Source organism: Micromonospora trifolii (assembly GCF_022229005.1).
GTDB lineage: Bacteria > Actinomycetota > Actinomycetes > Mycobacteriales > Micromonosporaceae > Micromonospora > Micromonospora trifolii.
On sequence record NZ_JAKKFD010000024.1, the window covers coordinates 22309 to 44700 of the forward strand.

General features: G+C 72.3%; 24 protein-coding genes. 12 read left to right on the forward strand and 12 right to left on the reverse strand.

The features are described 5' to 3' along the window. Positions 1-14: 14 nt before the first annotated feature. The 7 genes from ybaK to NIE79_RS16525 all read left to right on the forward strand — a co-directional run bounded on the left by ybaK (position 15) and on the right by NIE79_RS16525 (position 6337). Positions 15-494 carry a Cys-tRNA(Pro) deacylase gene (ybaK, locus tag NIE79_RS16495; RefSeq protein WP_238679443.1) on the forward strand — a complete coding sequence of 160 codons (480 nt, stop codon included), beginning with the start codon at positions 15-17 and terminating at the stop codon, positions 492-494. Between the two features lie 179 nt (positions 495-673). Continuing rightward, positions 674-1759 carry a sugar ABC transporter substrate-binding protein gene (locus NIE79_RS16500; RefSeq protein WP_238679444.1) on the forward strand — a complete coding sequence of 362 codons (1086 nt, stop codon included), beginning with the start codon at positions 674-676 and terminating at the stop codon, positions 1757-1759. A gap of 114 nt (positions 1760-1873) precedes the next feature. Beyond that, positions 1874-2692 (forward strand): ATP-binding cassette domain-containing protein, encoded by an 819-nt coding sequence (locus NIE79_RS16505; RefSeq protein WP_238679445.1) that lies wholly within the window; start codon positions 1874-1876, stop codon positions 2690-2692. Beyond that, positions 2689-3951 (forward strand): sugar ABC transporter permease, encoded by a 1263-nt coding sequence (locus tag NIE79_RS16510; RefSeq protein WP_238679446.1) that lies wholly within the window; start codon positions 2689-2691, stop codon positions 3949-3951. Before NIE79_RS16505 ends, NIE79_RS16510 begins: the two co-directional genes overlap by 4 nt. Positions 3952-3973: 22 nt before the next feature. Continuing rightward, positions 3974-5155 carry an ROK family protein gene (locus tag NIE79_RS16515; protein WP_238679447.1) on the forward strand — a complete coding sequence of 394 codons (1182 nt, stop codon included), beginning with the start codon at positions 3974-3976 and terminating at the stop codon, positions 5153-5155. 19 nt (positions 5156-5174) lie between these two features. Further along, complete coding sequence (locus NIE79_RS16520) at positions 5175-5471, forward strand: DUF1707 SHOCT-like domain-containing protein (protein WP_238679448.1); 297 nt, start codon at positions 5175-5177, stop codon at positions 5469-5471. 125 nt (positions 5472-5596) lie between these two features. Next, on the forward strand, positions 5597-6337 hold the full coding sequence (locus tag NIE79_RS16525; RefSeq protein WP_238679449.1) for a DUF4142 domain-containing protein: 741 nt from the start codon (positions 5597-5599) through the stop codon (positions 6335-6337). 33 nt (positions 6338-6370) lie between these two features. On the opposite strand, the gene NIE79_RS16530 is transcribed toward NIE79_RS16525, so the two are convergent. The 4 genes from NIE79_RS16530 to tsaB are packed head-to-tail and all read right to left on the reverse strand — an operon-like array spanning position 6371 to position 8835. Continuing rightward, complete coding sequence (locus NIE79_RS16530) at positions 6371-6625, reverse strand: hypothetical protein (protein ID WP_053660576.1); 255 nt, start codon at positions 6623-6625, stop codon at positions 6371-6373. Between the two features lie 14 nt (positions 6626-6639). Beyond that, on the reverse strand, positions 6640-7686 hold the full coding sequence (gene tsaD / locus NIE79_RS16535; protein ID WP_238679450.1) for a tRNA (adenosine(37)-N6)-threonylcarbamoyltransferase complex transferase subunit TsaD: 1047 nt from the start codon (positions 7684-7686) through the stop codon (positions 6640-6642). After that, positions 7679-8161: a ribosomal protein S18-alanine N-acetyltransferase gene (gene rimI / locus NIE79_RS16540; RefSeq protein ID WP_112676895.1), complete on the reverse strand. Its 483-nt coding sequence runs from the start codon at positions 8159-8161 to the stop codon at positions 7679-7681. The genes tsaD and rimI overlap by 8 nt, the downstream gene beginning before the upstream one ends. Next, complete coding sequence (gene tsaB / locus NIE79_RS16545) at positions 8158-8835, reverse strand: tRNA (adenosine(37)-N6)-threonylcarbamoyltransferase complex dimerization subunit type 1 TsaB (RefSeq protein ID WP_238679451.1); 678 nt, start codon at positions 8833-8835, stop codon at positions 8158-8160. The genes rimI and tsaB overlap by 4 nt, the downstream gene beginning before the upstream one ends. Positions 8836-9164: 329 nt before the next feature. On the opposite strand from tsaB, the gene NIE79_RS16550 reads away from it, so the two are divergent. Continuing rightward, positions 9165-9869 (forward strand): helix-turn-helix domain-containing protein, encoded by a 705-nt coding sequence (locus NIE79_RS16550; RefSeq protein ID WP_238679452.1) that lies wholly within the window; start codon positions 9165-9167, stop codon positions 9867-9869. 28 nt (positions 9870-9897) lie between these two features. Here NIE79_RS16550 and ung read toward each other — a convergent pair whose 3' ends face one another. The 6 genes from ung to NIE79_RS16580 form a co-directional block, all read right to left on the reverse strand. Beyond that, positions 9898-10599 carry a uracil-DNA glycosylase gene (gene ung / locus NIE79_RS16555; protein WP_238679453.1) on the reverse strand — a complete coding sequence of 234 codons (702 nt, stop codon included), beginning with the start codon at positions 10597-10599 and terminating at the stop codon, positions 9898-9900. Positions 10600-10664: 65 nt separating this feature from the next. Beyond that, positions 10665-11147 (reverse strand): tRNA (adenosine(37)-N6)-threonylcarbamoyltransferase complex ATPase subunit type 1 TsaE, encoded by a 483-nt coding sequence (gene tsaE, locus NIE79_RS16560; RefSeq protein WP_238679454.1) that lies wholly within the window; start codon positions 11145-11147, stop codon positions 10665-10667. After that, on the reverse strand, positions 11144-12247 hold the full coding sequence (locus NIE79_RS16565) for an alpha/beta fold hydrolase (RefSeq protein ID WP_238679455.1): 1104 nt from the start codon (positions 12245-12247) through the stop codon (positions 11144-11146). Before NIE79_RS16565 ends, tsaE begins: the two co-directional genes overlap by 4 nt. A gap of 55 nt (positions 12248-12302) precedes the next feature. Further along, positions 12303-13421: an alanine racemase gene (gene alr, locus NIE79_RS16570; protein WP_238679456.1), complete on the reverse strand. Its 1119-nt coding sequence runs from the start codon at positions 13419-13421 to the stop codon at positions 12303-12305. Positions 13422-13510: 89 nt separating this feature from the next. After that, positions 13511-14980 (reverse strand): NAD(P)H-hydrate dehydratase, encoded by a 1470-nt coding sequence (locus NIE79_RS16575; RefSeq protein ID WP_238679457.1) that lies wholly within the window; start codon positions 14978-14980, stop codon positions 13511-13513. Between the two features lie 55 nt (positions 14981-15035). Continuing rightward, positions 15036-15404 (reverse strand): holo-ACP synthase, encoded by a 369-nt coding sequence (locus NIE79_RS16580; RefSeq protein WP_238679458.1) that lies wholly within the window; start codon positions 15402-15404, stop codon positions 15036-15038. Between the two features lie 174 nt (positions 15405-15578). Here NIE79_RS16580 and NIE79_RS16585 point away from each other — a divergent pair, with 174 nt between their 5' ends. After that, complete coding sequence (locus NIE79_RS16585; protein WP_238679459.1) at positions 15579-15875, forward strand: hypothetical protein; 297 nt, start codon at positions 15579-15581, stop codon at positions 15873-15875. Further along, positions 15872-17464: an alpha/beta hydrolase gene (locus tag NIE79_RS16590; protein WP_238679460.1), complete on the forward strand. Its 1593-nt coding sequence runs from the start codon at positions 15872-15874 to the stop codon at positions 17462-17464. The genes NIE79_RS16585 and NIE79_RS16590 overlap by 4 nt, the downstream gene beginning before the upstream one ends. Positions 17465-17467: 3 nt before the next feature. On the opposite strand, the gene glmS is transcribed toward NIE79_RS16590, so the two are convergent. Continuing rightward, positions 17468-19381 (reverse strand): glutamine--fructose-6-phosphate transaminase (isomerizing), encoded by a 1914-nt coding sequence (gene glmS / locus NIE79_RS16595; RefSeq protein WP_238679461.1) that lies wholly within the window; start codon positions 19379-19381, stop codon positions 17468-17470. A gap of 238 nt (positions 19382-19619) precedes the next feature. On the opposite strand from glmS, the gene NIE79_RS16600 reads away from it, so the two are divergent. After that, positions 19620-20540 (forward strand): MmpS family transport accessory protein, encoded by a 921-nt coding sequence (locus NIE79_RS16600; protein ID WP_238679462.1) that lies wholly within the window; start codon positions 19620-19622, stop codon positions 20538-20540. Positions 20541-20629: 89 nt separating this feature from the next. Further along, entirely contained in the window at positions 20630-21787 is a 1158-nt protein-coding gene (locus NIE79_RS16605; protein ID WP_238679540.1) for a pyridoxal phosphate-dependent aminotransferase, read from the forward strand. Here the strand turns inward: NIE79_RS16605 and NIE79_RS16610 are convergent. Next, entirely contained in the window at positions 21753-22385 is a 633-nt protein-coding gene (locus tag NIE79_RS16610) for a PadR family transcriptional regulator (RefSeq protein WP_238679463.1), read from the reverse strand. The genes NIE79_RS16605 and NIE79_RS16610 overlap by 35 nt on opposite strands. Positions 22386-22392: the final 7 nt, after the last annotated feature.

Genomic DNA, 22392 nt, shown 5'->3' on the forward strand with positions numbered 1-22392 from the left:
CTAGCCTCGTCGCTGTGGCGGGACAGGGCACGCCGGCAACGGCACTGGTGGTCAAGCGCGGGATCGCGCATCGCACCCATCCGTACCGGGTGGCGCCGGACGCCCCGAACTACGGCGCGTTGGTGGCGGTGGCCCTCGGCGTGGCACCGGAGCGCGTGTTCAAGTCGCTGGTGACCGAGGTAGACGGTGCCCTCACAGTGGCGGTCGTCCCGGTCACCGGCGAGCTGGATCTCAAGGCGCTCGCGGCGGCGGTCGGCGGCAAGCGGGCGGAGTTGGCCGACCGGGCGGTCGCCGAGCGGGCCACCGGTTACGTACGCGGTGGGATCAGCCCGCTCGGGCAGCGTCGACGGTTGCCCACAGTGCTGGACGAATCCGCGCTCGATCTCCCGACGATCTACGTATCGGCTGGTCGGCGCGGTCTGCAACTCGAACTGGCAGCGGCGGATCTGGTGGCGCTGACCGACGCCCGCACCGCGCCGTTGCAGACCCACTGACGACGGTCGTTACGTCGACTCCCCCGTGGGATACCCGGGGAGTAACAGTCGCGTTGCTGAATTGTTATCGCTCCCAACAAACTATGCACCTGCGCGGTCTTGTGGAGCCGGTGTGACGCGAAATACGTTGCCGGACACAACAAAACAACACCTCCCCCACCTCCGAAAGGACCCTGCACATGCGTAAGGGGATCCTCACCATCGCCGCCGTGGGCCTGCTCACGACCGGCGGCTTGACCGCCTGTGGCGACGACTCCGGCGACAAGGCCGCCTCCGCCAAGACCCCCAAGATCGGCGTGATCCTCCCGGACAGCAAGTCCTCGGCCCGCTGGGAGACGGCGGACCGTCGGTTCCTGGAGGAGGCGTTCAAGGCCGCCGGCGTCAAGTACGACATCCAGAACGCCCAGAACGACAAGACCGCCTTCCAGACCATCGCCGACCAGATGATCACCGGCGGCGTGACCGCCCTGATGATCGTCAACCTGGACTCCGGCACCGGCAAGGCCGTGCTCGACAAGGCCAAGTCGCAGGGCGTCGCCACCATCGACTACGACCGGCTCACCCTCGGCGGCTCCGCCCAGTACTACGTCAGCTTCGACAACGAGACCGTCGGCAAGCTCCAGGGCGAAGGTCTGTCGAAGTGCCTGACCGAGAAGGGCGCCAAGAACCCCGTCGTGGCGTACCTGAACGGCTCCCCCACCGACAACAACGCCACCCTCTTCAAGGCCGGCTACGACTCGGTGCTCAAGCCGAAGTTCGACGCCAAGGAGTACGTCAAGGGCCCTGAGGACGCGGTGCCCGCGTGGGACAACGCGCAGGCCGCGACGATCTTCGAGCAGCAGCTCACCAAGGCCAACGGCAAGATCGACGGCGTGCTGGCCGCCAACGACGGCCTCGGCAACGCGGCCATCTCGATCCTGAAGAAGAACAAGCTCAACGGCAAGGTGCCGGTGACCGGTCAGGACGCCAGCACCGAGGGCCTGCAGAACATCCTCGCCGGTGACCAGTGCATGACCGTCTACAAGGCGGTCCGGGAAGAGGCCAAGGCCGCTTCCGACCTGGCCATCGCGCTCGCCAAGGGTGAGAAGAAGGACACCGGTCAGACGGTCAAGGACGGCGACCGGGACGTTCCCTCGGTGCTGCTCACCCCGAAGGCCATCACCAAGGAGAGCGTCAAGGACGTCATCGCCGACGGTTACGTGACCAAGGAAGAGGTCTGCACCGCGGCGTACACCAAGTTCTGCGCCGAAGCCGGCATCAGCTGACCGACGCCGCAGTACCCGCCGGAACGACCATCGCCGCCCGGCACGGGAGAACCCTCCCGTGCCGGGCGGCGCCCGCCGGACGGGCCCCGACCCTCCCTTAAGAAGGAGACCCCCGTGTCCGCGACCCCCCTGCTGGAACTCCGCGGGATCGACAAGAGCTTCGGTCCCGTCCAGGTGCTCCGCGACGTCGCCCTGACCGTCCACCCGGGCGAAGTGACCGCACTGGTCGGCGACAACGGCGCCGGCAAGTCGACCCTGGTGAAGTGCATCAGCGGCATCCACCCCACCGACGCCGGAGAGTTCCTGTTCAACGGTGAACCGGTGCACATCGGCAGCCCCCGCGACGCCGCCACGCTCGGCATCGAGGTCGTCTACCAGGACCTCGCGCTCTGCGACAACCTGGACATCGTGCAGAACATGTTCCTGGGCAGGGAGAAGCGCAGCGGCATCGTCCTCGACGAGCCGACCATGGAACAACTCGCCGCCGAAACCCTGGCGGGGCTCTCCATCCGCACCGTCACCTCACTTCGCCAGCACGTGTCCAGCCTCTCCGGCGGCCAACGCCAGACCGTGGCCATCGCCAAGGCGGTGCTGTGGAACAGCAAGCTCGTCATCCTGGACGAGCCGACCGCGGCGCTGGGCGTGGCACAGACCGCCCAGGTGCTCGAACTGGTCCGCCGCCTCGCCGACAACGGCCTGGCCGTGGTGCTCATCTCGCACAACATGAACGACGTCTTCGCCGTCTCCGACCGGATCGCCGCGCTGTACCTCGGGCAGATGGTCGCCCAGGTGAAGACCACCGACATCACCCACGCCCAGGTGGTCGAGCTGATCACCGCCGGGCGCTCGGGCGGGCTCGGCCTCGCCACCGACCCGGGCAGCAACGGCGACGGCCCGCAGGCGGCCGACTCGATCTCAGGAGGCGTCCGATGACCACCACCGCCGTGCGGAAGGACGGCCCGGCCGCCGTCACACCGACGCCGACCGTCGGAGGCCACTTCCGCAACTACCTGAGTCGGGTACGCGGTGGCGACGTCGGCGCGCTACCAGCCGTGCTGGGCCTGATCGTGCTCTGCACCGTCTTCGCGATCATGCGGCCGTCGTCGTTCCTGTCGGCCGGTAACTTCGCCAACCTCTTCACCCAGGGCGCGGCGGTAACGCTGATCGCGATGGGCCTGGTCTTCGTGCTGCTGCTCGGCGAGATCGACCTCTCCGCCGGCTTCGCCAGCGGCGTCTGCGCGGCGGTGCTGGCCAATGTGGTCACCGTTCTCGGCTACCCCTGGTGGGTCGCCGTGCTCGCCGCCGTCGCCACCGGTGTGGTCATCGGCACCACGCTCGGCATGCTCGTCGCGAAGATCGGTATTCCGTCCTTTGTGGTCACCCTCGCCGGCTTCCTCGCCTTCCAGGGCGTCGTGCTGCTGCTCGTCAAGGAGGGCACCAACATCGCCGTCCGCGACGAGGTGCTGATCGCCATCGCCAACCGCAACCTCGCCCCCCTGCTGGGCTGGAGCCTGACCGCCCTCGCGGTCATCGGTTACGCGGCGGTGCAACTGCTGCGCCACCGCAACCGGGTGGCCCGCGGTCTGATCACCGACCCGCTCGCGGTGGTGGCGCTGCGGATCGGCGGGCTCGCCGTCATCCTCGGCACCGCTGTGTACGTGCTCAACCTGGAGCGCAGCCGCAACGTCCTCATCGTCTCGCTCAAGGGTGTGCCGATCGTGGTGCCGATCATCGCGGTGCTGCTGGTCATCTGGACCTTCGTGCTCCAACGCACCAGCTACGGCCGGCACATCTACGCCGTGGGCGGCAACCGCGAAGCGGCCCGCCGGGCCGGCATCGGCGTCGACCGGATCCGGATCTCCGTCTTCGTGATCTGCTCCTCGATGGCCGCCATCGGTGGCATCGTGGCGGCCAGCCGGGCCAACTCGGTCGACCCGAACACCGGGGGCAGTAACGTACTGCTCTACGCGGTCGGCGCAGCGGTGATCGGCGGCACCAGCCTCTTCGGTGGCAAGGGCCGCGTCCTCGACGCCGTACTCGGCGGCGCGGTGGTCGCGGTCATCGAGAACGGAATGGGCCTGATGGGGTACAGCGCGGGAGTCAAGTACGTGGTCACGGGCGTCGTGCTGCTGCTCGCCGCCAGCGTCGACGCGCTCTCCCGCCGCCGCGCGGCAGCCACCGGCACCCGCTGACCGCGCGGGAGGTAGCACCAGCATGCGCCCAGGACCGAGCCAGGATGACGTCCGACGGCAGAACCTCGGGGCCCTGCTGCGGCACGTGCACGTCCATGGGGCGACCACGCGTGCCGAACTGACCACCACGCTGGGCCTCAACCGCAGCACCATCGGCGCGCTCACCGCCGACCTGTCCGCAGTGGGGCTGGTCAGCGAAGGGGCACCGAAGGAGACCGGCCGGGCCGGACGACCGTCACTGGTCGTCCGGCCCGAGTCGGCCCGGGTCTACGCGTACGCGTACTCGGTGGAGGTGGACCGACTGCGCGCGGCCCGGATCGGGCTGGGTGGCGCGGTCCTGGACCGCCGGGATCTGGACCGGCCGCGCGGGTTGCTGGCCGCGGAGGCCGCGCCGCTGCTGGCCGGCGCGGTCAAGGAGATGCAGCAACTGGTGCCGGCCGACGCGATCTGCGTCGGTGCCGGCGTCGCGGTCTGCGGCATGGTCCGCCGGGACGACGGCCTGGTCCGACTCGGCCCCACCACCGGTTGGGTGGACGAGCCGATCGGCGCGGCCCTGGCCGACGAGTTGGGCATCGACGTACCGATCACAGTGGGCAACGTGGCCGACGTCGCCGCGTTCGCCGAGCACGCACGAGGTGTGGCGGCGGGTTGCGACAACGTCCTCTACCTGTACGGCGACGTCGGCGTGGGTGCCGGCATCATCGCCGGCGGGCGCAGGCTGACCGGGCACGGTGGCTACGGCGGCGAGGTCGGCCACATGAAGGTGGTCCGCGACGGCAGGCCCTGTGAGTGTGGCTCCCGGGGCTGCTGGGAGACCGAGATCGGCGAGTACGGCCTCCTGCGCGCCGCTGGACGCTTCGACGCTCGGGGCCGTGACGCGCTGCTGGAGGTCTTCGACGCGGCCGACCGCGGTGACGCCCGGGCTCAGACCGCGGTCCGCCAGGCCGGCGACTGGCTCGGCTTCGGGGTGGCCAACCTGGTGAACGTCTTCAACCCCGAGATGGTCATCTTCGGCGGGACCATGCGTGACCTCTACCTCGCGGCGGCGGCCCAGATCCGCAGCCGGCTCAACTCCAACGCGCTTGGCGCCTGCCTGGAACACGTCCGGCTGCGCACGCCGAAACTGGGTACGGACGCGCCCCTGATCGGTGCCGCCGAACTGGCTTTCGAACGGCTCCTCGCCGACCCCCTCGACGTGGGCTGATCCGCGTACGCTGTCCGGCGTGGATGTCGAGCTGCGCGCCTCCGACGACGACCGCAACCGGGTGGTCGCCGCGCTGCACCAGCACACCGCGGCGGGCCGGCTGACGCTCGACGAGTTCTCCGATCGGGCCGGTGCGGTGTGGACGGCCCGTACCCTCGGTGACCTGGCCGCGCTGACCCGCGACCTGCCGGCCCTGCCCAACTCGGTCGTCGACGCCGACCCGGTCGGGCGCGGGCGTCAGGAGTTGCTGATGGTCTTCGCCGCGGCGGCGCTCACCCTGCTGCTGCTCGGCGGCCTGCTCGCCGTCACCCGCTGATCCGTCTCGCTCCGCGGTGAACTGATCGCGCGATCAGTCCGTACCAGTGTGCGGACGGGCAACCGGCAGGGTACGGCTGCCCGGTCCAGACGCGTTCCGGTCCGGACCGAGGAGGCACCACAGACATGGCACCGCTCAGATCCGCCCATCGCCGACTGGGCACCCGGACCCACCGAGCGGCGATGCTGCTCATCGCGGTCATCGCGGGGGTCGGTGTCCTGCCCGGCGTGGCCGTCGCCGCGCCCGCCGGTGGCCAGCAGCTCAACGCCGCCGACATGACACTGCTCAACGGGGTGCGGCTGGCCGGGCTGTGGGAGATGCCAGCCGGCCAGATGGCCGCCGAGAAGGGACAGTCGGCGAAGGTCCGGGAGATCGGCGCCGGCATCGCCAGCGAGCACCAGAAGCTCGACCAGCTCACGGTCGACGCGGCCAACAAGTTGGGCGCGTCGATTCCCAGCGAGCCGACCGCCGAGCAGAAGGGCTGGCTGGCCGAGATGCAGAAGGCGTCCGGCGCCCGGTTCGACCAGATCTTCGTCACCCGGCTCCGGGTCGCCCACGGCAAGATCTTCCCAGTGATCGGCGCGGTCCGGGCCAGCACCCGGGACGCCACCGTCCGCAAGCTCTGCGAGGACGCCAACGCGTTCGTCCAGCACCACATGCAGATGCTGGAGAGCACCGGCCTGGTCCGTTGGCCGGAGCTGCCTCCGGCCGCGCTGCCCGCCCCGGGTGAGGACGGGCTGCTGGCCGCCGCCTCCGCCAACTCCGGCCCGCAGGTCGGAGTCAGCAGCACCGTCGTCTGGCTGGTCTTCCTCGCCGCGCTGGGTACAGGCGGAATCGCCACCTACCGGATGTTGCGCCGCAGCTGACCGGTCAGCCAGCGGCCTGGATGGTGGCTCGCGTCAACGGTCTACCTGGGTGAAGTCCCAGGAGTGTGGGGCGCGGGCCACCAGCAGGGCTGGCGGGTCCGGCAGCGGGCGGGGGTTGCTGCGCCACTTGGAGATCACCACCACCCGGTGGTCGGTGGAGGAGAAGACCTCGCTGGAGACGTGGAGCGGGTCGTGCTCCAACTCGGGCAGGGCGGTGTCGCACACCCAGGTGATCAGGTCGGCGACTCCGTACGCCTCGGCGCGCGCCTCCCACATCCGCACGATCATGTCCGCCGCCCCCGTCACACGCTGACCGTGGTCAACGGCAGTGCCGAGTCGGCTGGCAGGTCCAGTCGGCTCGGAGCGACCCCGGCGGCGACCAGGTGCGAACCGAGCGCGGCCACCATCGCGCCGTTGTCGGTGCACAGCTTCGGCCGGGGTACCCGGACCCGGATGCCGTACTTCTCGGCTCGCTGCTCGGCCATCGCCCGCAGCCGCGAGTTCGCCGCCACTCCCCCGCCGATGACCAGGGTCTCGATGCCCTGAGCGCGGCAGGCGGCGAGCGCCTTGCTGGTCAGGACGTCACAGACCGCTTCCTGGAAGGACGCGGCCACGTCGGCCACCGGCACCGTCTCACCGGCACGCTGGCGGGCCTCGACCCACCGGGCAACCGCCGTCTTCAGGCCGGAGAACGAGAAGTCGTACCGGTGGGCGGCGAGATCCTTCGCCGCGGTCAGACCACGGGGGAAGGCGATCGAGGCGGCATCGCCGGCCCGGGCCTCCCGGTCGATGGGCGGACCACCCGGGAACGGCAGTCCGAGCAGCCGGGCGACCTTGTCGAACGCTTCCCCGGCCGCGTCGTCGATGGTGGCGCCCAGCGGGGTGACGCCCCGGGCCAGGTTGTCGACGAGCAGGAGGGACGAGTGGCCGCCGGACACCAGGAGCGCGATGGCGGGTTCGGGCAGTGGGCCGTGCTCGAGGGTGTCCACAGCGACGTGGGCGGCGAGGTGGTTGACGCCGTAGATGGGTTTCTCGGCGGCGACCGCGTACCCCTTGGCGGCGGCGACGCCGACCAGCAGCGCGCCGGCCAACCCCGGCCCGGAGGTGACGGCGATAGCGTCGATGTCGGCCAGCGTCACGCCGGCCTCGGTCAGTGCCCGGTCCATGGTCGGCACGATGGCCTCCAGGTGTGCCCGGCTGGCCACCTCCGGCACCACACCCCCGAACCGGGCGTGTTCCTCGACGCTGGAGGCGAGCGCGTCGGCCAGCAGGGTGTGCCCCCGCACGATGCCGACGCCGGTCTCGTCGCAGGAGGTCTCGATACCCAGGATCAGTGGTTCGTCAGCCATGGTCGTGTGGTCCGTCCCCGGTCGGCTCGGCGTCGCGCCGCATGACCAGCGCGTCGGTGTTGCTCGGTTGGTAGTAGCCCCGCCGCACCCCGATCGGCTCGAAACCGTACGTCGCGTAGAGCCGCTGGGCTGCGGCGTTGTCCACGGCGACCTCCAGCAGGGTGCTGCGGGCGTCGCGCCGGACCGCCTCGGCGAGCAACTCCTCCAGCAGGGTCCGACCCACGCCGCGCCGCTGGGCGTCCCGGCGGACGGCGATGTTCTGCACCCACACCTCGTCGGGAGGAACGCCGGCGAGCCCGGCGTAGCCGAGCACCGAACCGTCCGCGTCGACGGCGACCCGGTAGTGGTGCCCGTTGGCGAGTTCGCTCCAGAACATGGCGGGCGACCATTTCTCAGCGCCGAAGAGGTCCGCCTCGATTGGCAGCACGTCGTCGATGTGCCACCAGCGGAACGGTTCGAGCCGTACCGCCGTCATGGCAGGACCGGTTTGCGGCCGGTCGCCGCCACCGCGTCGGGGCGGCGCAGGTAGAGCGGGGTGAGCCGCTCACTGGGCGCGCCAGCCCGGATCCGCTCGGCGGCGAGCAGAGCCAGCACTGTCGCGTCCGGGTAGCGCGGTTCGACCCGGACGGGCAGGTCCAGGACCTCGGCGTACCGGTGCGCCCCGTCACCGACCGCGATCGTCGCACCCAGTTCGCGGGCGCGCGCGGCGGCGACCGCCGGCGCGGACACCTCTGGCCCGACGATCCGCTGGCCGGCGCCGTCGTAGACGGCCCAGTAGAGCTCCTTGCGCCGGGCGTCGCTGGCGGCCAGGACCGGCGCGCCGGACGCCGCCGGGTAACCGATGGCGTCGAGCGAACAGACGCCGTACGTGGGGATGCCGAGCACCTGGCCCATGGTCGCGGCGGTGACCAGGCCGACCCGCAGCCCGGTGAACGGCCCCGGGCCGAGCCCGGCGACGATGGCGGCGAGGTCACGCGGGCGCGCGTCAGCGTCGGCGAGGACCGCATCCACCTGGGGCGCGAGCAGCTCACCGTGCGCGCGGGCGTCGACGGTGCACCGGTGCGCCCGCGATGCCACGCCGTCTGCCGAGACCTCCACCAGCGCCGCGGTGACCGCGGGGGTCGAGCTGTCCACCACGAGTACGAGCACGGTAAGCCAGCCTAGCCGCCCCGCCTCCCGCCCCGGTCACGCCCCGCCCCGCCGCAGCCCCTCCGTGCGGCCGGGCCAACCGCCTAGCCCAGAACGAGCGGTGGAGCCACATCCCCGAATGAGCACGATGTCTCTGAGTCATCACGATGATCCCCAGACATCACGCTCATTGACGTAAGGCCCGCCAACGGCTGGGACCCCGCCATCCGGGTCACCGGCGTCCGCCGCCGGATCACGGACCGGGCGATTCTCGCGGCCGGATCGACGGCAAGCCGCCGATCTGCCGCAACGGGATCGCGGACGTCTCGCCCTTGGTACACCGTGCCGGGATGTCATCCACTCGCCTTGTCACCCTCCTCGGCGCTGCCGTACGGCAGCAACGACATCTGCGCCACCTGAGTCAACGTCAGTTGGCCGCGCTGGCCGAGGTCGACCAGGCAGGGGTGGCCCGGTTCGAACGCGGTGAGCGAGCGCCGACCATCGCCGTGCTGGAGCGGTTGCTTGCCGCGATGGATGTGCAGTTGGTCGTCGGGGTTGAGCCGTTGGACGCGCACCTCGACGCCCGGATCGACGACCTGGCCGCCCGGCCGATCGCCGAGCGGATCGACGGGCTGGGGTTGGATCGGCTGCTGGATCGGCTCACCGACTTCCCGCAGGTGATCACCGGATGCGCCGCGGCGCTGCTACAGGGCGCACCGGTGCCGGTCGACGCGCTGGAGATCGCCCTGCGCTGGCAGGACTCCAAACCGTTCACCCGCTGGCTGGAGACCAATTACGGGCAGCGGTGGAACGCCCGCTGGGGTGAGTTCGGCGGGGTGTGGTTGGAGCCCGAGGAGCCGGGCGAACACCTGTGGTCGACCCGGTACGGGGAGATCAGGGCCACGATGTGCGACGAGCTGCCCGAGACGATCGAGGTGCGCCACGGTGGGCGGAGTTACCAGGTGGTGCCGCTTGTCGAGCTGGAACTGAGCGAGCCACGCGCCGCCGCACTGTTGCGCCGCTACCGGGACCGGCAGCCGGCCAGCGACGGCTGAGCCAACTGCCGGCCCCCGAGGTGCCGGCTCAGCCGGCGGTGCGCTCCCAGTCGATGGTGGGCAGGCCGGCGTCGGCGAGCGCCTTGTTGGCGGCGCTGAACGGGCGGCTACCGAGGAAGCCGCGCGGGTTCATCGGGCTGGGGTGACCCGCCTCCAGCACCACGTGCTGCGGATTGGTGACCAGCGACGCCTTCTTGCGGGCGTAGCCACCCCAGAGCAGGAAGACCACCCGCTCCGGTGCCGCGTCCAGTGCCCGGATGGTCGCGTCGGTGAACTCCTCCCAGCCGGCGTTGGCGTGCGAGCCGGGAGTGGCCTGCCGGACGGTCAGCACCGCGTTGAGCAGCAGCACCCCCTGGGCGGCCCATCCGTCGAGGTTGCCGTTGCGCGGCTTGGGGACGCCCACGTCCTCGCCCAACTCCTTGAAGACGTTGCGCAACGACGGCGGCACCGTCACACCGTCGCGGACGCTGAAGCTCAACCCGTGAGCCTGCCCGGCCCGGTGGTAGGGATCCTGCCCGAGGATGAGCACCCGCGTGCCCTGCGGCGGGCAGAGCCGGTATGCCGAGAACAGATCCTCCAGCGGCGGGAAGACCGTCTGCGTCGCGAATTCCCGTGCGACGAACTCGCCCAGTGCGGCAGTGCGTGCCGGGTCGAGGTGCGGGGTGAGCGCGGTTTGCCACTGCTCCGGCAGCAGGGCCAGCAGATCCAGGGCGGGGGCGTCGTCGGGCATCGGGAACCTCTCACAGCGCGGGTCGGTCTCCCGCACTCTAGGCATCGGGTACGACAGCCGCCGACCTAGCCCAGGTCGGCGAGCCGCCGGGCCCAGTCGCCGCCGATCGGGTCCAGCTCGACGATGCGGGTGTCGTCGTCGCGGCGGTCGATGCGCACCCGCAGGTGCGCGTCCACCAACTGCTCCACCAGGCCCTCACCCCACTCCACAACTGTCACCGAGTCGTCCACCGACGCGTCGAGATCCAGGTCGTCGATCTCGGCGCGCGGGTCGGTGGCGTCACCCAACCGGTACGCGTCGGCGTGCACCAGCGCCACCCGGCCGCCCCGGGCCGGATCGGGGCGGTGCACCCGGGCGATCACGAAGGTCGGCGAGGTGATGTCCCCGAGGACGCCCAGCCCGGCACCGATGCCCTGGGTGAGCGCTGTCTTGCCGGCGCCCAACGGGCCGGTCAACAGCACCAGGTCGCCGGCGCGCAGCAGCCCGGCCAGCCGCCGGCCGAAGTCCCGAGTGTCCTCGACGGTCGACAGCTTGACGACGTGACTCACCGTTCCTCCACGCTCTGCAATGACTCCAGGAACCGCGCCAGGGCGGCGTTGACCTCGTCCGCGTGCTCCAACATCACCACGTGACCGCTGTCCTTGATCTTCACGAACTCGGCGTGCGGCAACCGGCGGACGATCTCCTCGGAGTGGGTCACCGGCGTGATCATGTCCTTGTCGCCGACCACCACCAGCACCGGAGTCGCCGCCAGCGCCGCCAGCGCTGGAAAGCGCGAGTGGGTGGCCAGGGTGCGCAGGTAGCGGGTCACCGTGTCGGCCGACGTCCGGGAGTTCATCGTCTCCACGTAGGACACCAGCGACGGGCTGGGCTTGCGGGTGCCGAAGCCGTACTTGCGGGTCAGCAGCCAGGCCACGTTCGACGTCGACTTGCGGGCTTTGTCGATCACCGGCCCGCCGTACCGGGTGGCGTTGCTGACCATGTAGAGCACCGGGCCACCGACCCGGCCGAGCAGCGCGGGCGCGACCAGCTTGGTCTCCGCGATGAGCCCGCCCGACGTGGCCATCAGAACGGTGCCCACCACCCGGTCGCCGAACAGCTCCGGGAACAACTCGGCGAACGCCATGATGGTCATGCCGCCCATCGAGTGGCCGACCAGCACCAGCGGCCCGTCCGGGGCGGTTCGGTCGATCACCTGGCGCAGCGTGCGGCCGAGCACGGCGAGGTCGTACTCCCCGGTCTCCAACCGGCCGGACCGGCCGTGGCCGGGCTGGTCGTACGACACGATCCGGTAGTCACCGCGGGCGGCGAGCATCTGGCGCTGGAAGTGGAACGTCCCCATGTCCAGGCAGAAGCCGTGCACCAGCACCACCGTCGGGCGCCCCGGCACCGGTCGGGTCGGCTCGACCACCTCGACGTGGATGTCCGTGCCGTCCGGCAGTTCCAGGCGGAACGCCTCGTCGTACCGCTGCTGGTCGAACGTCTCGTGCGCGTAGCGGTCGGCCGGGTCCGCCTTGAGCCGGCGGACCAGGGTCCGCTCGGTCGCGACGCCGGCCGCCAGACCCGCAGCGGCCACCCCCACCGCCGCGCCGACGATCCCCGCGACCCGGCCCGCGGCCGTCCGCGGACGCGGAATGCGGTAACTCACGGCGCCACCTTGATTCGCGACTGCGGGGCTCGCAACCCCGGCTCACTCCTCACGCTCATGGCTTCTCGCCGTCGTAGACCCGGGGCACCCGCGTGCCGCCGAACCGGGTGACGATCTCGTAGTTGATCGTGCCGACCGCCTCGGCCCAGTCGTCCGCTGTCGGCTCGCCGTCGGCACCGCTGCCGAAGAGCGTCGCCACGTCGCCGTCGGCCACCGGGTCGTCGCCGCAGTCGAGCACGAACTGGTCCATGCAGACCCGCCCCGAGATCGTCCGGCGTACGCCGCCGAGCTGCACCGGACCGGTGTTGGACGCGTGCCGGGGAACCCCGTCGGCGTAGCCGAGTGGCACCACGGCCAGGTTCGCGTCGGCTTCCGTCGTGTAGGCGTGCCCGTAGGAGATACCGGTGCCGGCGGGCACCCGCTTGGTGAGCATCACCCGGGCTCGGGCGGTCATCGCCGGACGCAACCCGTACGTCTCGCCGGCCACCGGGGAGAGCCCGTAGATGGCCAGACCGGGGCGGACCAGGTCGAAGTGGGTGTCCGGGCGGGTGAGGGTGGCCGCCGAGTTGGCGAGGTGCCGCCAGCGCGGTCGCAGCCCGGCCCGCTCGGCCATGGCCAGCCCTTCGTGGAAGACGGCCAGTTGACGGTCGGTGGTGGGGTGGCCGGGCGAGTCCGCGTACACGAAGTGGCTCCACACGCCGACCACCTCGACCAGACCGTCGGCCTGCGCCTTCGCGGCGGCGTCCAGCAACGCGGGCCAGTCGGCGACTGTCGCTCCGCCCCGGGACAACCCCGTATCGATCTTGAGGTGCAGGCGGGCGGGACGCCCGGCGAGGCGACTCGCCTCGATCATCTCGTCCAGTTGCGCCAGGCTGGCCGCGCCCAGGTCCACCCCGGCGGTGACCCCCTCGTGCAGCGGCAACCCGGGGGCGAGCAGCCAGGCCAGCACCGGCACCGTCACCCCGGCACGCCGCAGGGTGAGCGCCTCGTCGAGGGTGCAGACGCCGAGCCAGTCGGCGCCGGCGTCGAGCGCCGCGCGGGCAGCCGGAAGCATGCCGTGGCCGTACCCGTCGGCCTTCACCACCGCCATCAACTCGGCGGTGGTGCCGGAGCGGAGCCTGCTCACGTTCTCGCGGATGGCGTCAAGATCGACGCGTACCTCGGCCTGCCACATGCGCCCAGCCTACTTTCCGCCGTGATCACCACGGGCGGCGACGCACGTCCCGACGCGGCGATCCGGTCATCGCACCCGAAGCGCCCCGTTCAGCCCAGCCGGGCCAGCACCGGACGCAGGGCGGTCGCCACGTCTGGCGCGGTCACCGGCCCACCCCGGGCCGCCTCCCGTCCGGCGAGCCCGTGCAGGTACGCGGCCGAGGCGGCGGCCCGGTCGGCGGGCACCCCGGCCGCCAGCAGCGAGCCGAGCAGCCCGGACAACACGTCGCCGGTGCCGCCGGTGGCCAGCGCCGGGGTACCGGTCGGGTTGACGTACGCCCGACCGTCCGGCGTGCCGATCACCGTGCGGTCGCCCTTGAGCAGCACCACAGCGTTCATCCAGGCGGCCAGCCGCAGCGCGGCGCCGACCCGGTCGGCACCCGGCTCCTCCCCGCAGAGACGGGTGAACTCCCGGTCGTGCGGGGTCACCACGATGGGCGCGTCCCGACCCCGCAGCCGGTCGGCGAGCGAGCCGTCCACCAGCAGGGTCAGCGCGTCGGCGTCGAGCACCACCGGCACCGGGGCGGCCAGTACGGCACGCAGCTCGGCCGCCGCGTCGGCACCGGTGCCCAGCCCGGAGCCGCAGACCCAGGCCTGCACCCGGCCCGCGTCGGCGACCCGCCCACTGGCGATCACCGACGGGTGCTGGTGCAGCACCTCGGCGCGGGCGCTGCCGGCGTAGCGGACCAGGCCGGTCGGCCCGGCCAGCGCGCCGCCCACGGAGAGCACCGCCGCGCCGGGGTAGGTCGCCGAGCCGGTCGCCACCCCCACCACGCCCCGGGTGTACTTCTCCGATGCCGGGCCCAGCTGGGGCCACCAGTCGACCAGGTCGGACCACTCGGTGACCCGCAGCGCCGGGGTGCCGCGCAGCCACGGCCGCAGCCCGATGTCGACCAGCTCGACCTGCCCGGCCAGCGCGGCGGCCGGCCCGACGACCAGGGCGGGCTTCAGCGCGCCGAAGGCCACAGTCACGTCGGCGCGGACCGCTGTGGGCCGACCGGAAGCGGACAGCGGCACGTTGCCGGTGTCGACAGCGACCCCGCTGGGCACGTCGACGGCCAGCACCGTGGCCCGTTGCCCGTCGCGTCCGCGCAGTTCGCCGAGGCGCTGGACCACCTCGTCCGCGTTCGCCCGCAGCCCGCCGGTGCCGCCGATTCCGACGATGCCGTCGAGGACCAGGTCGACCGGGCCGGTCGGATCCGGCACCAGCCGGCCGCCAGCGGCTCGCAGCGCGGCCAGGCCGGCGGCGTGCGCCCGCCCGGGGGTGAGCAGCAGGGCGGACACCTGGACACCTCGGCGGGCCAACCGCTCCCCCGCGTACAGCGCGTCGCCGCCGTTGTCACCGGAGCCGACCAGCAGCAGCACCCGGCCCCCGTAGACGCCGCCCCGCTCGGCGAGTAGGAGCGCGGCGCGGCGGGCCAGGCCGGCGGCGGCCCGCTGCATCAGCGTCCCCTCCGGCAACGTGCCCATCAGCCCCGCCTCGGCCGCCCGTACGTCGGCCACCCGCCACACCGATCTCATGCCACCGTGTCCCATTCCGTTAGCGGGCGGACCTGACCGGCCCTCCCGGCCGACGTCATCGTTCCGCGACCACCATCGCCGACGCGATCCCACCGTCGTGCGACAACGAGAGATGCCAGTGGTTGACCCCCCGTGCGTCGGCCACCGCCGCGACAGTGCCGGAGACGGCCAGCCAGGGGCGGCCATCGGCGTCGGGCACGATCTCGCAGTCGTGCCAGTTGAGCCCCGCCGGAGCGCCGAGCGCCTTGGCCACCGCCTCCTTTGCGGCGAACCGGGCGGCGAGCGACTCGGGCGAGCGCGGGCTGCCGGAGCGGGTGTGCCGCTCGGCCTCGGTGAACAGCCGGTCGGCGAGCAGCGGCGTCCGTGCCAGGGCCCGGGCGAACCGGTCGACCAGGACGACGTCGATGCCGACAGCGACGATCACCACACCACCCTACCGGCGGTCGAGGCCGCAGATTAGCCGTCGGGCTCGCGCTGGGCAACGCCTGTGGACACCCCGGGGTACGCCTCGACGTCGGCTGTCCACAGGGCACCGCGCGACCTCCGGTACCCGCCTAGCGTCAGCGCGTCGATGCCGATCGTCCACGGGGGTGTGGTCATGACCGACGAGCCGTTCGCCGTCCAACCGGAGGAGTTGCGGGCCGTCGCCGTCCTGCTCGACGACGAGGCGCGCCGGTTGGCGTCGGGCCTCGCCGGGCTGCCCGGGCTGGTGGTGGCGGCGCCCGAATGGCGGGCGGGCGTGGCCCTGGCCGGGTTGGAGGCCGCCGGGCACGCCTGGTTCTGCGGGCTGGGTTCCCGGGTCGCGGCGACCTCCGGCGGGGTCCGGGCGGCGGCCGAGGCGTACGAGACGGTGGACGACCGGGCCGCCGGCCGGTTCGTCGCCCTGCCCCGGTGAGCAGCGTCGGCTACCGGCAGCTGTGGGCTGCCGATCCGGACGGGTGGCGGGCCGCCGGGGCGGCGTGGGCGGGGTTGGCCGGGCCGCTCGATCGTCGCGTGGGCGGGCTGCGCGCGGCCGGCGGGCGGTTGCGGGGCGGTTGGTCGGGTGCGGCAGCCACAGCGGCGGACACGCGCCTCACCGGTCTGCGTGACGAGCTGGCCTCGATCGCACCCGCGCTGATCGAGGTCGACCAGGTGCTGGCCGAGTTGGCCGGTGGGTTGGCGGTGGCGAAGGCGCGGCTCTCCCAGGCGGTCACCCAGGCGGAGGCGGCCGGCCTGCTGGTGGACCGTTCGGGCGGGGTGCGGGTCGATCCCGCCCGGGTTCGGCCCGCCGAGCGGGCCGGGGTGGCGGCGGCTGGGGTCACCGCGGCCCTGCGGGCCGCGCTCGACGGGGCAGCCGCCGCGGACCGGGTCGCCGCCGACCGGTTGGATGACCTGGCGAGGGCCGCCGGCGCCGGCTGGGCGTCCCCGCCCCCGCCGGGCCGCCCGGCTCTCGGTGCCGCGCCCGCGCTGGTCAGCTCCTGGTGGTCCGGGTTGACCCCGGCGCAGCGTCGGTGGCTGGTCGGGCACGAGCCGGCACTGGTCGGCCGGTTGGACGGGCTGCCGGTGGCCGCCCGCGACCAGGCAAACCGGTTACGGTTCGCCGCTTGGCGTGCGGAGCTGCTGGCCGAGCGGCGACGGCTGCTGTCGCGGGTGCCGCCGGGGCCGCTCGCGTCGATCCGGTTACGCGGGGTGGCCGGACGGTTGGCCGGCCTGGACGCGCTGGTCGGGCGGCTGACGGCCGGCGGGGCGCCGCGGGCGTACCTGCTCGGGTTGGATCCGGCCGGTGAGGGTCGGGCGGTGGTGGCGCTCGGCGACCCGGACCACGCCGACCGGGTGCTGACCTACGTGCCGGGGATGACCGCCGGCCTGGACGACGCCCCCGGCGAGCTGGGCAGAGCGGCCCGGGTGCTGGAGCGGTGCGCCGCGCTCGCCCCGGGTGAGCGCAGCGCGGCGGTGCTCTGGTTGGACTATGACGCTCCGGATCTGCTGACCGAGGCCGCCTCGGCGGGTCAGGCCCGCGACGCCGGCCCGGCGTTGCACCGCTTCCAGGAGGGGCTGCGCGTCAGCCACGACGGGCTGCCGGCCCGGCAGACGGTGCTCGGGCACAGCTACGGGTCGCTGGTGGTGGGGGTGGCCGCCCGGGAACACGGCCTGGCCGCCGACGCGCTGGTCTTCGTCGGCTCCCCCGGTGTCGGTGCGTCGCACGCCGCCGAGCTGGGCGTGCCACCCGGGGAGGTCTGGGCGAGCAGTGCCCCCGACGACGTGATCCGCGCAGCCCGACCGGCGGACGAGCTGGGTCGACGCGCCCTGCTCGGCGCGGCGCCACTGGCCGCCGTGCTGGGCTGGCCCGACCGCACCGGGCACGAGCTGTGGTTCGGGCACGACCCGTCAGACCCGGGGTTCGGCGGTCGGGTCTTCGGCAGTGGACGAGGCGGGCACACCGGTTACTGGGACCCGGGCAATCCCGCGCTGGACGGGATGGCCCGGGTCGTGCTGGGCCGCTGAGGCTTACTCGACGGTGACCGACTTGGCCAGGTTGCGGGGCTGGTCCACGTCGTGCCCCCGGGCGGCGGCGATCTCGGCGGCGAGCACCTGCAACGGCACAGTGGTGACGAGCGGGGCCAGCAGGGTGGGCGTACGCGGCACGTAGATCAGGTGGTCGGCGTACCGGACGACCGCCTCGTCACCCTCTTCCGCGATCACGATGGTCCGCGCGCCCCGCGCCCGGACCTCCTGGATGTTGGAGACGACCTTGTCGTGCAGCATGCCCCTGCCCACGGGCGAGGGCACCACGCAGATGACCGGGGTGCCCTTGTCGATCAGGGCGATCGGGCCGTGCTTCAGCTCACCGGCGGCGAAGCCCTCGGCGTGCATGTACGCCAACTCCTTGAGCTTCAGCGCACCCTCCAGGGCCACCGGGTAGCCGACGTGCCGGCCGATGAACAGCACTGTCGGCTCGGACTTCAGCTCCCGGGCCAGCTCACGGACGGGCTCGATCCGGTCGAGCAGCTCACGCAGCTTGCCGGGAATCTCCTGCAACTGCGCGACCACCGCGCCCACCTCGTCGGCGAACTTGATCCCACGCACCTGGGCCAGGTGCAGGCCGATCAGGTAGCAGGCGACGACCTGGGTGAGGAACGCCTTGGTGGAGGCGACGGCGATCTCCGGCCCGCCGTGGGTGTAGAGCACGGCGTCGGACTCGCGGGGAATCGTCGAGCCGTTGGTGTTGCAGATCGCCAGCACCCGGGCCTTCTGCTCCTTGGCGTGGCGCAGCGCCATCAGGGTGTCCATGGTTTCGCCGGACTGCGAGATGACCACGATCAGCGTGGACCGGTCGAGCACCGGGTCGCGGTAGCGGAACTCGCTGGCCAGCTCCACCTCGCACGGGATCCGGGTCCAGTGCTCGATGGCGTACTTGGCGACCATGCCGGCGTGGTACGCCGTGCCGCAGGCCACGATGAAGATCTTGTCGACGTCGCGCAGATCCTGGTCGCTGAGGCGGACCTCGTCGAGGGCGATCTCGCCGCTCTCGGTGAGCCGGCCCAGCAGCGTGTCGGCGATGGCCTGCGGCTGCTCCTCGATCTCCTTGAGCATGAACCAGTCGTAGCCGCCCTTCTCCGCGGCCGAGGAGTCCCAGTCGATGTGGAAGTCCTTACCGGCGGCGGGCTGGCCGTCGAAGTCGGTGATCTCGATGCTGTCACCGGTGATCAGCACGATCTGGTCCTGGCCCAGCTCGACCGCTTCCCGGGTGTGCTCGATGAACGCGGCCACGTCGCTGGCCAGGTAGTTCTCCCCGTCGCCGCGGCCAACCACCAGCGGCGAGTTGCGCCGGGCGCCGACGACCGCACCGGGAACGGCGGCGTCCACAGCGAGCAGGGTGAACGCGCCCTCCAGCCGCTGGCAGACAACGCGCATGCCGGCGGCGAGCAGCTGCGGGCTGTCCGGCTGGCCTGCGGCGCGCAGGTCGGCCAGCGCGGCGGCGAGCAGGTGCGCGGCGCACTCGGTGTCGGTGTCGCTGGTGAACTGGACGCCGTCGGCCTCCAGCTCGGCGCGGAGCTTGGCGAAGTTCTCGATGATGCCGTTGTGAATCACCGCGACCCGCCCGTCGGGGGCGACGTGTGGGTGGGCGTTGCGGTCGGTCGGGCCGCCGTGGGTGGCCCACCGGGTGTGCCCGATGCCGGTGGTGCCGTCACCGATGCCGATCGGGCTGGCCGCGCAGGAGGTCGGGTCGTCGGCGGCCCGCTCGGACAGCACCTTCTCCAGGTTGGCCAGCTTGCCGGCCTTCTTCTCGGTCAGCAGCTGGTCGGCGCAGACGATCGCGACGCCTGCCGAGTCGTAGCCGCGGTATTCCAGCCGCCGCAGCCCGTCGAGGACGATGCCGAGTGCGGGGCGCGCGCCCGCGTATCCCACGATTCCACACATGGCCCGCAGCCTAACCCAGTTTCACTCATGATGGGTGCTCGAAAGTCGGGTTATCAATCACGGAATCTGAGCGATCGGTGGTTGGGAGGTCGCAACCGGGACGAGCTTCGCGGCCCGCTCCTGGTCCGTCCGGAACGACGGGGTTGCGGCACGCCCTCGGGTACGACAGTCTCTCGGCGGGTTCGGCGCGCCCGTCCTCGGCTCGTTCGTCCCATACCCACTCCCGCCCGGAGCAGCCATGTCCGACGCGTCCCCGCCCGATCCGTCCCCCTCCACCTCACCGGACCCGTCAGCTGGCGGCGCGTCGGGGTCGCCGGCCGAGCCGTACTCGCCGGGTGTGGGCGCTCCGCCGCCGGATCCGGCGGCACCGCCCTCGGCTGCGTTCCCGGCCCCCGACCCGCTGGCCCCGGGCCAGCCCTGGGCACCGCCGGCACCGTGGGCGCCGGCACCGCCAGCCGCGCCGTGGGCTCCTCCCCCGCCCGCGACCCAGTGGACGCCGCAACCACCCGCGACGCCGTGGACGCCAGGCTCGCCGACAGCCCCGTGGACGCCGCCGCCCGGCTATCCGCCGCCGTACGCGTACCCCGGCTATCCGCAGCCCGGGGGCGGCCCGGCCACGCACAGCGGCCGGGCCGTGGGGATCGTCATCGCCGTCCTGGTGGCGCTGGTGCTGACCGTCTGCGGCTGCCTCTGCGCGGCCGGCCTGGTGCTCGACGGGAACGACCCCGACCCGTTCGCCGAGCAACCCTTCGACACTCCGGACGACGACGACTGGATGGAGCCGAGCGCCGGGCCGCTCATTCCCGAGCGACCCACCGCGCCGCCGCCCCCCGCGTCTCCCACTCCGAGCAAGAAGCCTGTCACTCGACCGACGTCAGGGCCGGCACCCGTGACGGTGGTCTACGAGGTCACCGGCTCGGGTACGGCGGACATCGCGTACTACGACGCCGAGAGCGATCTCATGCACGTCGACAACGCGAAGTTGCCCTGGCGGACCACCATCCGGACCAACGGCAAGAGCAGAGTGATGGTGGAGGCCACCTGGCCCGACATCGATCACCCGAAGCCACTCGACTGCACTGTCACTGTCACCGGCGCCGGCAAACCGATCGTCGACAAGACGCAGGGGTACTGGCGGACCACCTGCCGGGTCGACTGAGGCGCAACGGCGCTGGGGTTCGGGCGGCGGGTGGCCGTAGGCTGGCGCAGGTGACGACGAGCACCGATGTCGACCCGCTGGTGGCCCGGATGCGGCCGTTCGGCACGACGATCTTCGCCGAGATGTCCGCCCTCGCCGTACGCACCGGCGCGGTCAACCTCGGCCAGGGCTTTCCCGACACCGACGGGCCACCGGAGATGCTGGCCGCCGCCGGCGAGGCGCTGCGCAACGGGCAGAACCAGTACCCACCCGGCCCGGGGATCCCCGCCCTGCGCGCGGCCGTCGCGGCGCATCAGCGGCGGTTCTACGACCTGGCGTACGACCCGGACGGCGAGATCGTGATCACGGCGGGCGCGACCGAGGCGGTGGCGGCGAGCATCCTCGCTCTCTGCGAGCCGGGCGACGAGGTGGTCTGCTTCGAGCCGTACTACGACTCGTACGCCGCCTCGATCGCGCTGGCCGGCGCGGTCCGCCGGCCGGTGACGTTGCGTCCCGCGGCCGACGGCCGGTACGCCTTCGACCCGGCGGCGTTGCGGGCGGCGTTCGGCCCGCGCACCCGGCTGGTGCTGCTGAACTCACCGCACAACCCGACCGGGAAGGTCTTCACCCCGGCCGAGTTGGCGCAGGTCGCCGAGTTGTGCCAGGAGTTCGGCGCGTACGCGGTCACCGACGAGGTGTACGAGCACCTGGTCTTCACTGACGCATCGGGTCCGCACGTGCCGCTGGCCAGCCTGCCCGGGATGCGGGAGCGGACGCTGCGCATCTCGTCGGCCGGCAAGACGTTCTCCTGCACGGGGTGGAAGGTCGGTTGGGCGAGCGGTCCGGCGGCGCTGGTCTCGGCGGTGCTCCGGGTGAAGCAGTTCCTCACCTATGTCAACGCCGCGCCGCTGCAACCGGCGGTGGCAGTGGCGCTGGCCCTGCCTGACGACTACTACACCGGCTTCCGGGACGGTCTGCAACAGCGGCGTGACCAGCTCGTCGGCGGTTTGACCGACGCCGGGTTCGAGGTGCTCGACTCGGAGGGGACGTACTTCGTCACCGCCGACATCACCGCCCTCGGCGGCCGGGACGGGGTGGAGTTCTGCCGCTCGTTGCCGGAGCGCTGCGGTGTGGTGGCGGTGCCCACCCAGGTCTTCTACGACGACGTCGACGCGGGCCGACGGCTGGTCAGGTTCGCCTTCTGCAAGCGCCCGGAGGTGCTGACCGAGGCGGTCAGCCGGCTGCACGCTCTGGGCCCGAGGCGCTGACCGGCCCGGAGCCGGTCGATCCCGGGTCGGTCGCCGACTGATCCGCTGTCGACGTCGCAAGTCGGGTGAGCAGTTGGCCCTCGTCACCGAGCAGCACCGACTCGGCGTCGTCCACGAACGACAGGTCCGCGGTGACGTGCCGGCTGGCGGCGGTGAGCAGCAATCCGACCACCGGGTCGTCGGCGGCCCGCCGTAGGCCGTCCAGATTGCGCAGCTCGCGCAGCAGGTGCCCACGCTGGTTGCTCAGCACCGCGCGAACCGTGGCAGCGGAGCCGGACCGGGCGGCGGCGGTGACCTTGAGGAAGAAGTCGTCCCGGAATCCGCCGCTGCGCGGGCTCGGCTCGGCCAGCCACCGCGCCAACTCCGCGCGGCCGGCCGGGGTGATCTCGTAGACCACCCGGTCCGGCTTGATCGGCTGTGGTTGCCGTTCGGCGACGACCAGTTCGTCCCGGGAGAGCCGGTCGAGGATCTGGTAGAGGTGGCCGATGTTCAGCGGCCCCCACTGAGGGCCGACGGCGGCTTCGAACGCGCCCTTGAGCTGGTAGCCGTGGCTGGGGCCACCAGCGAGCAGGGCGAGGACAGCGTGCTGGATCGCCATGTCACCT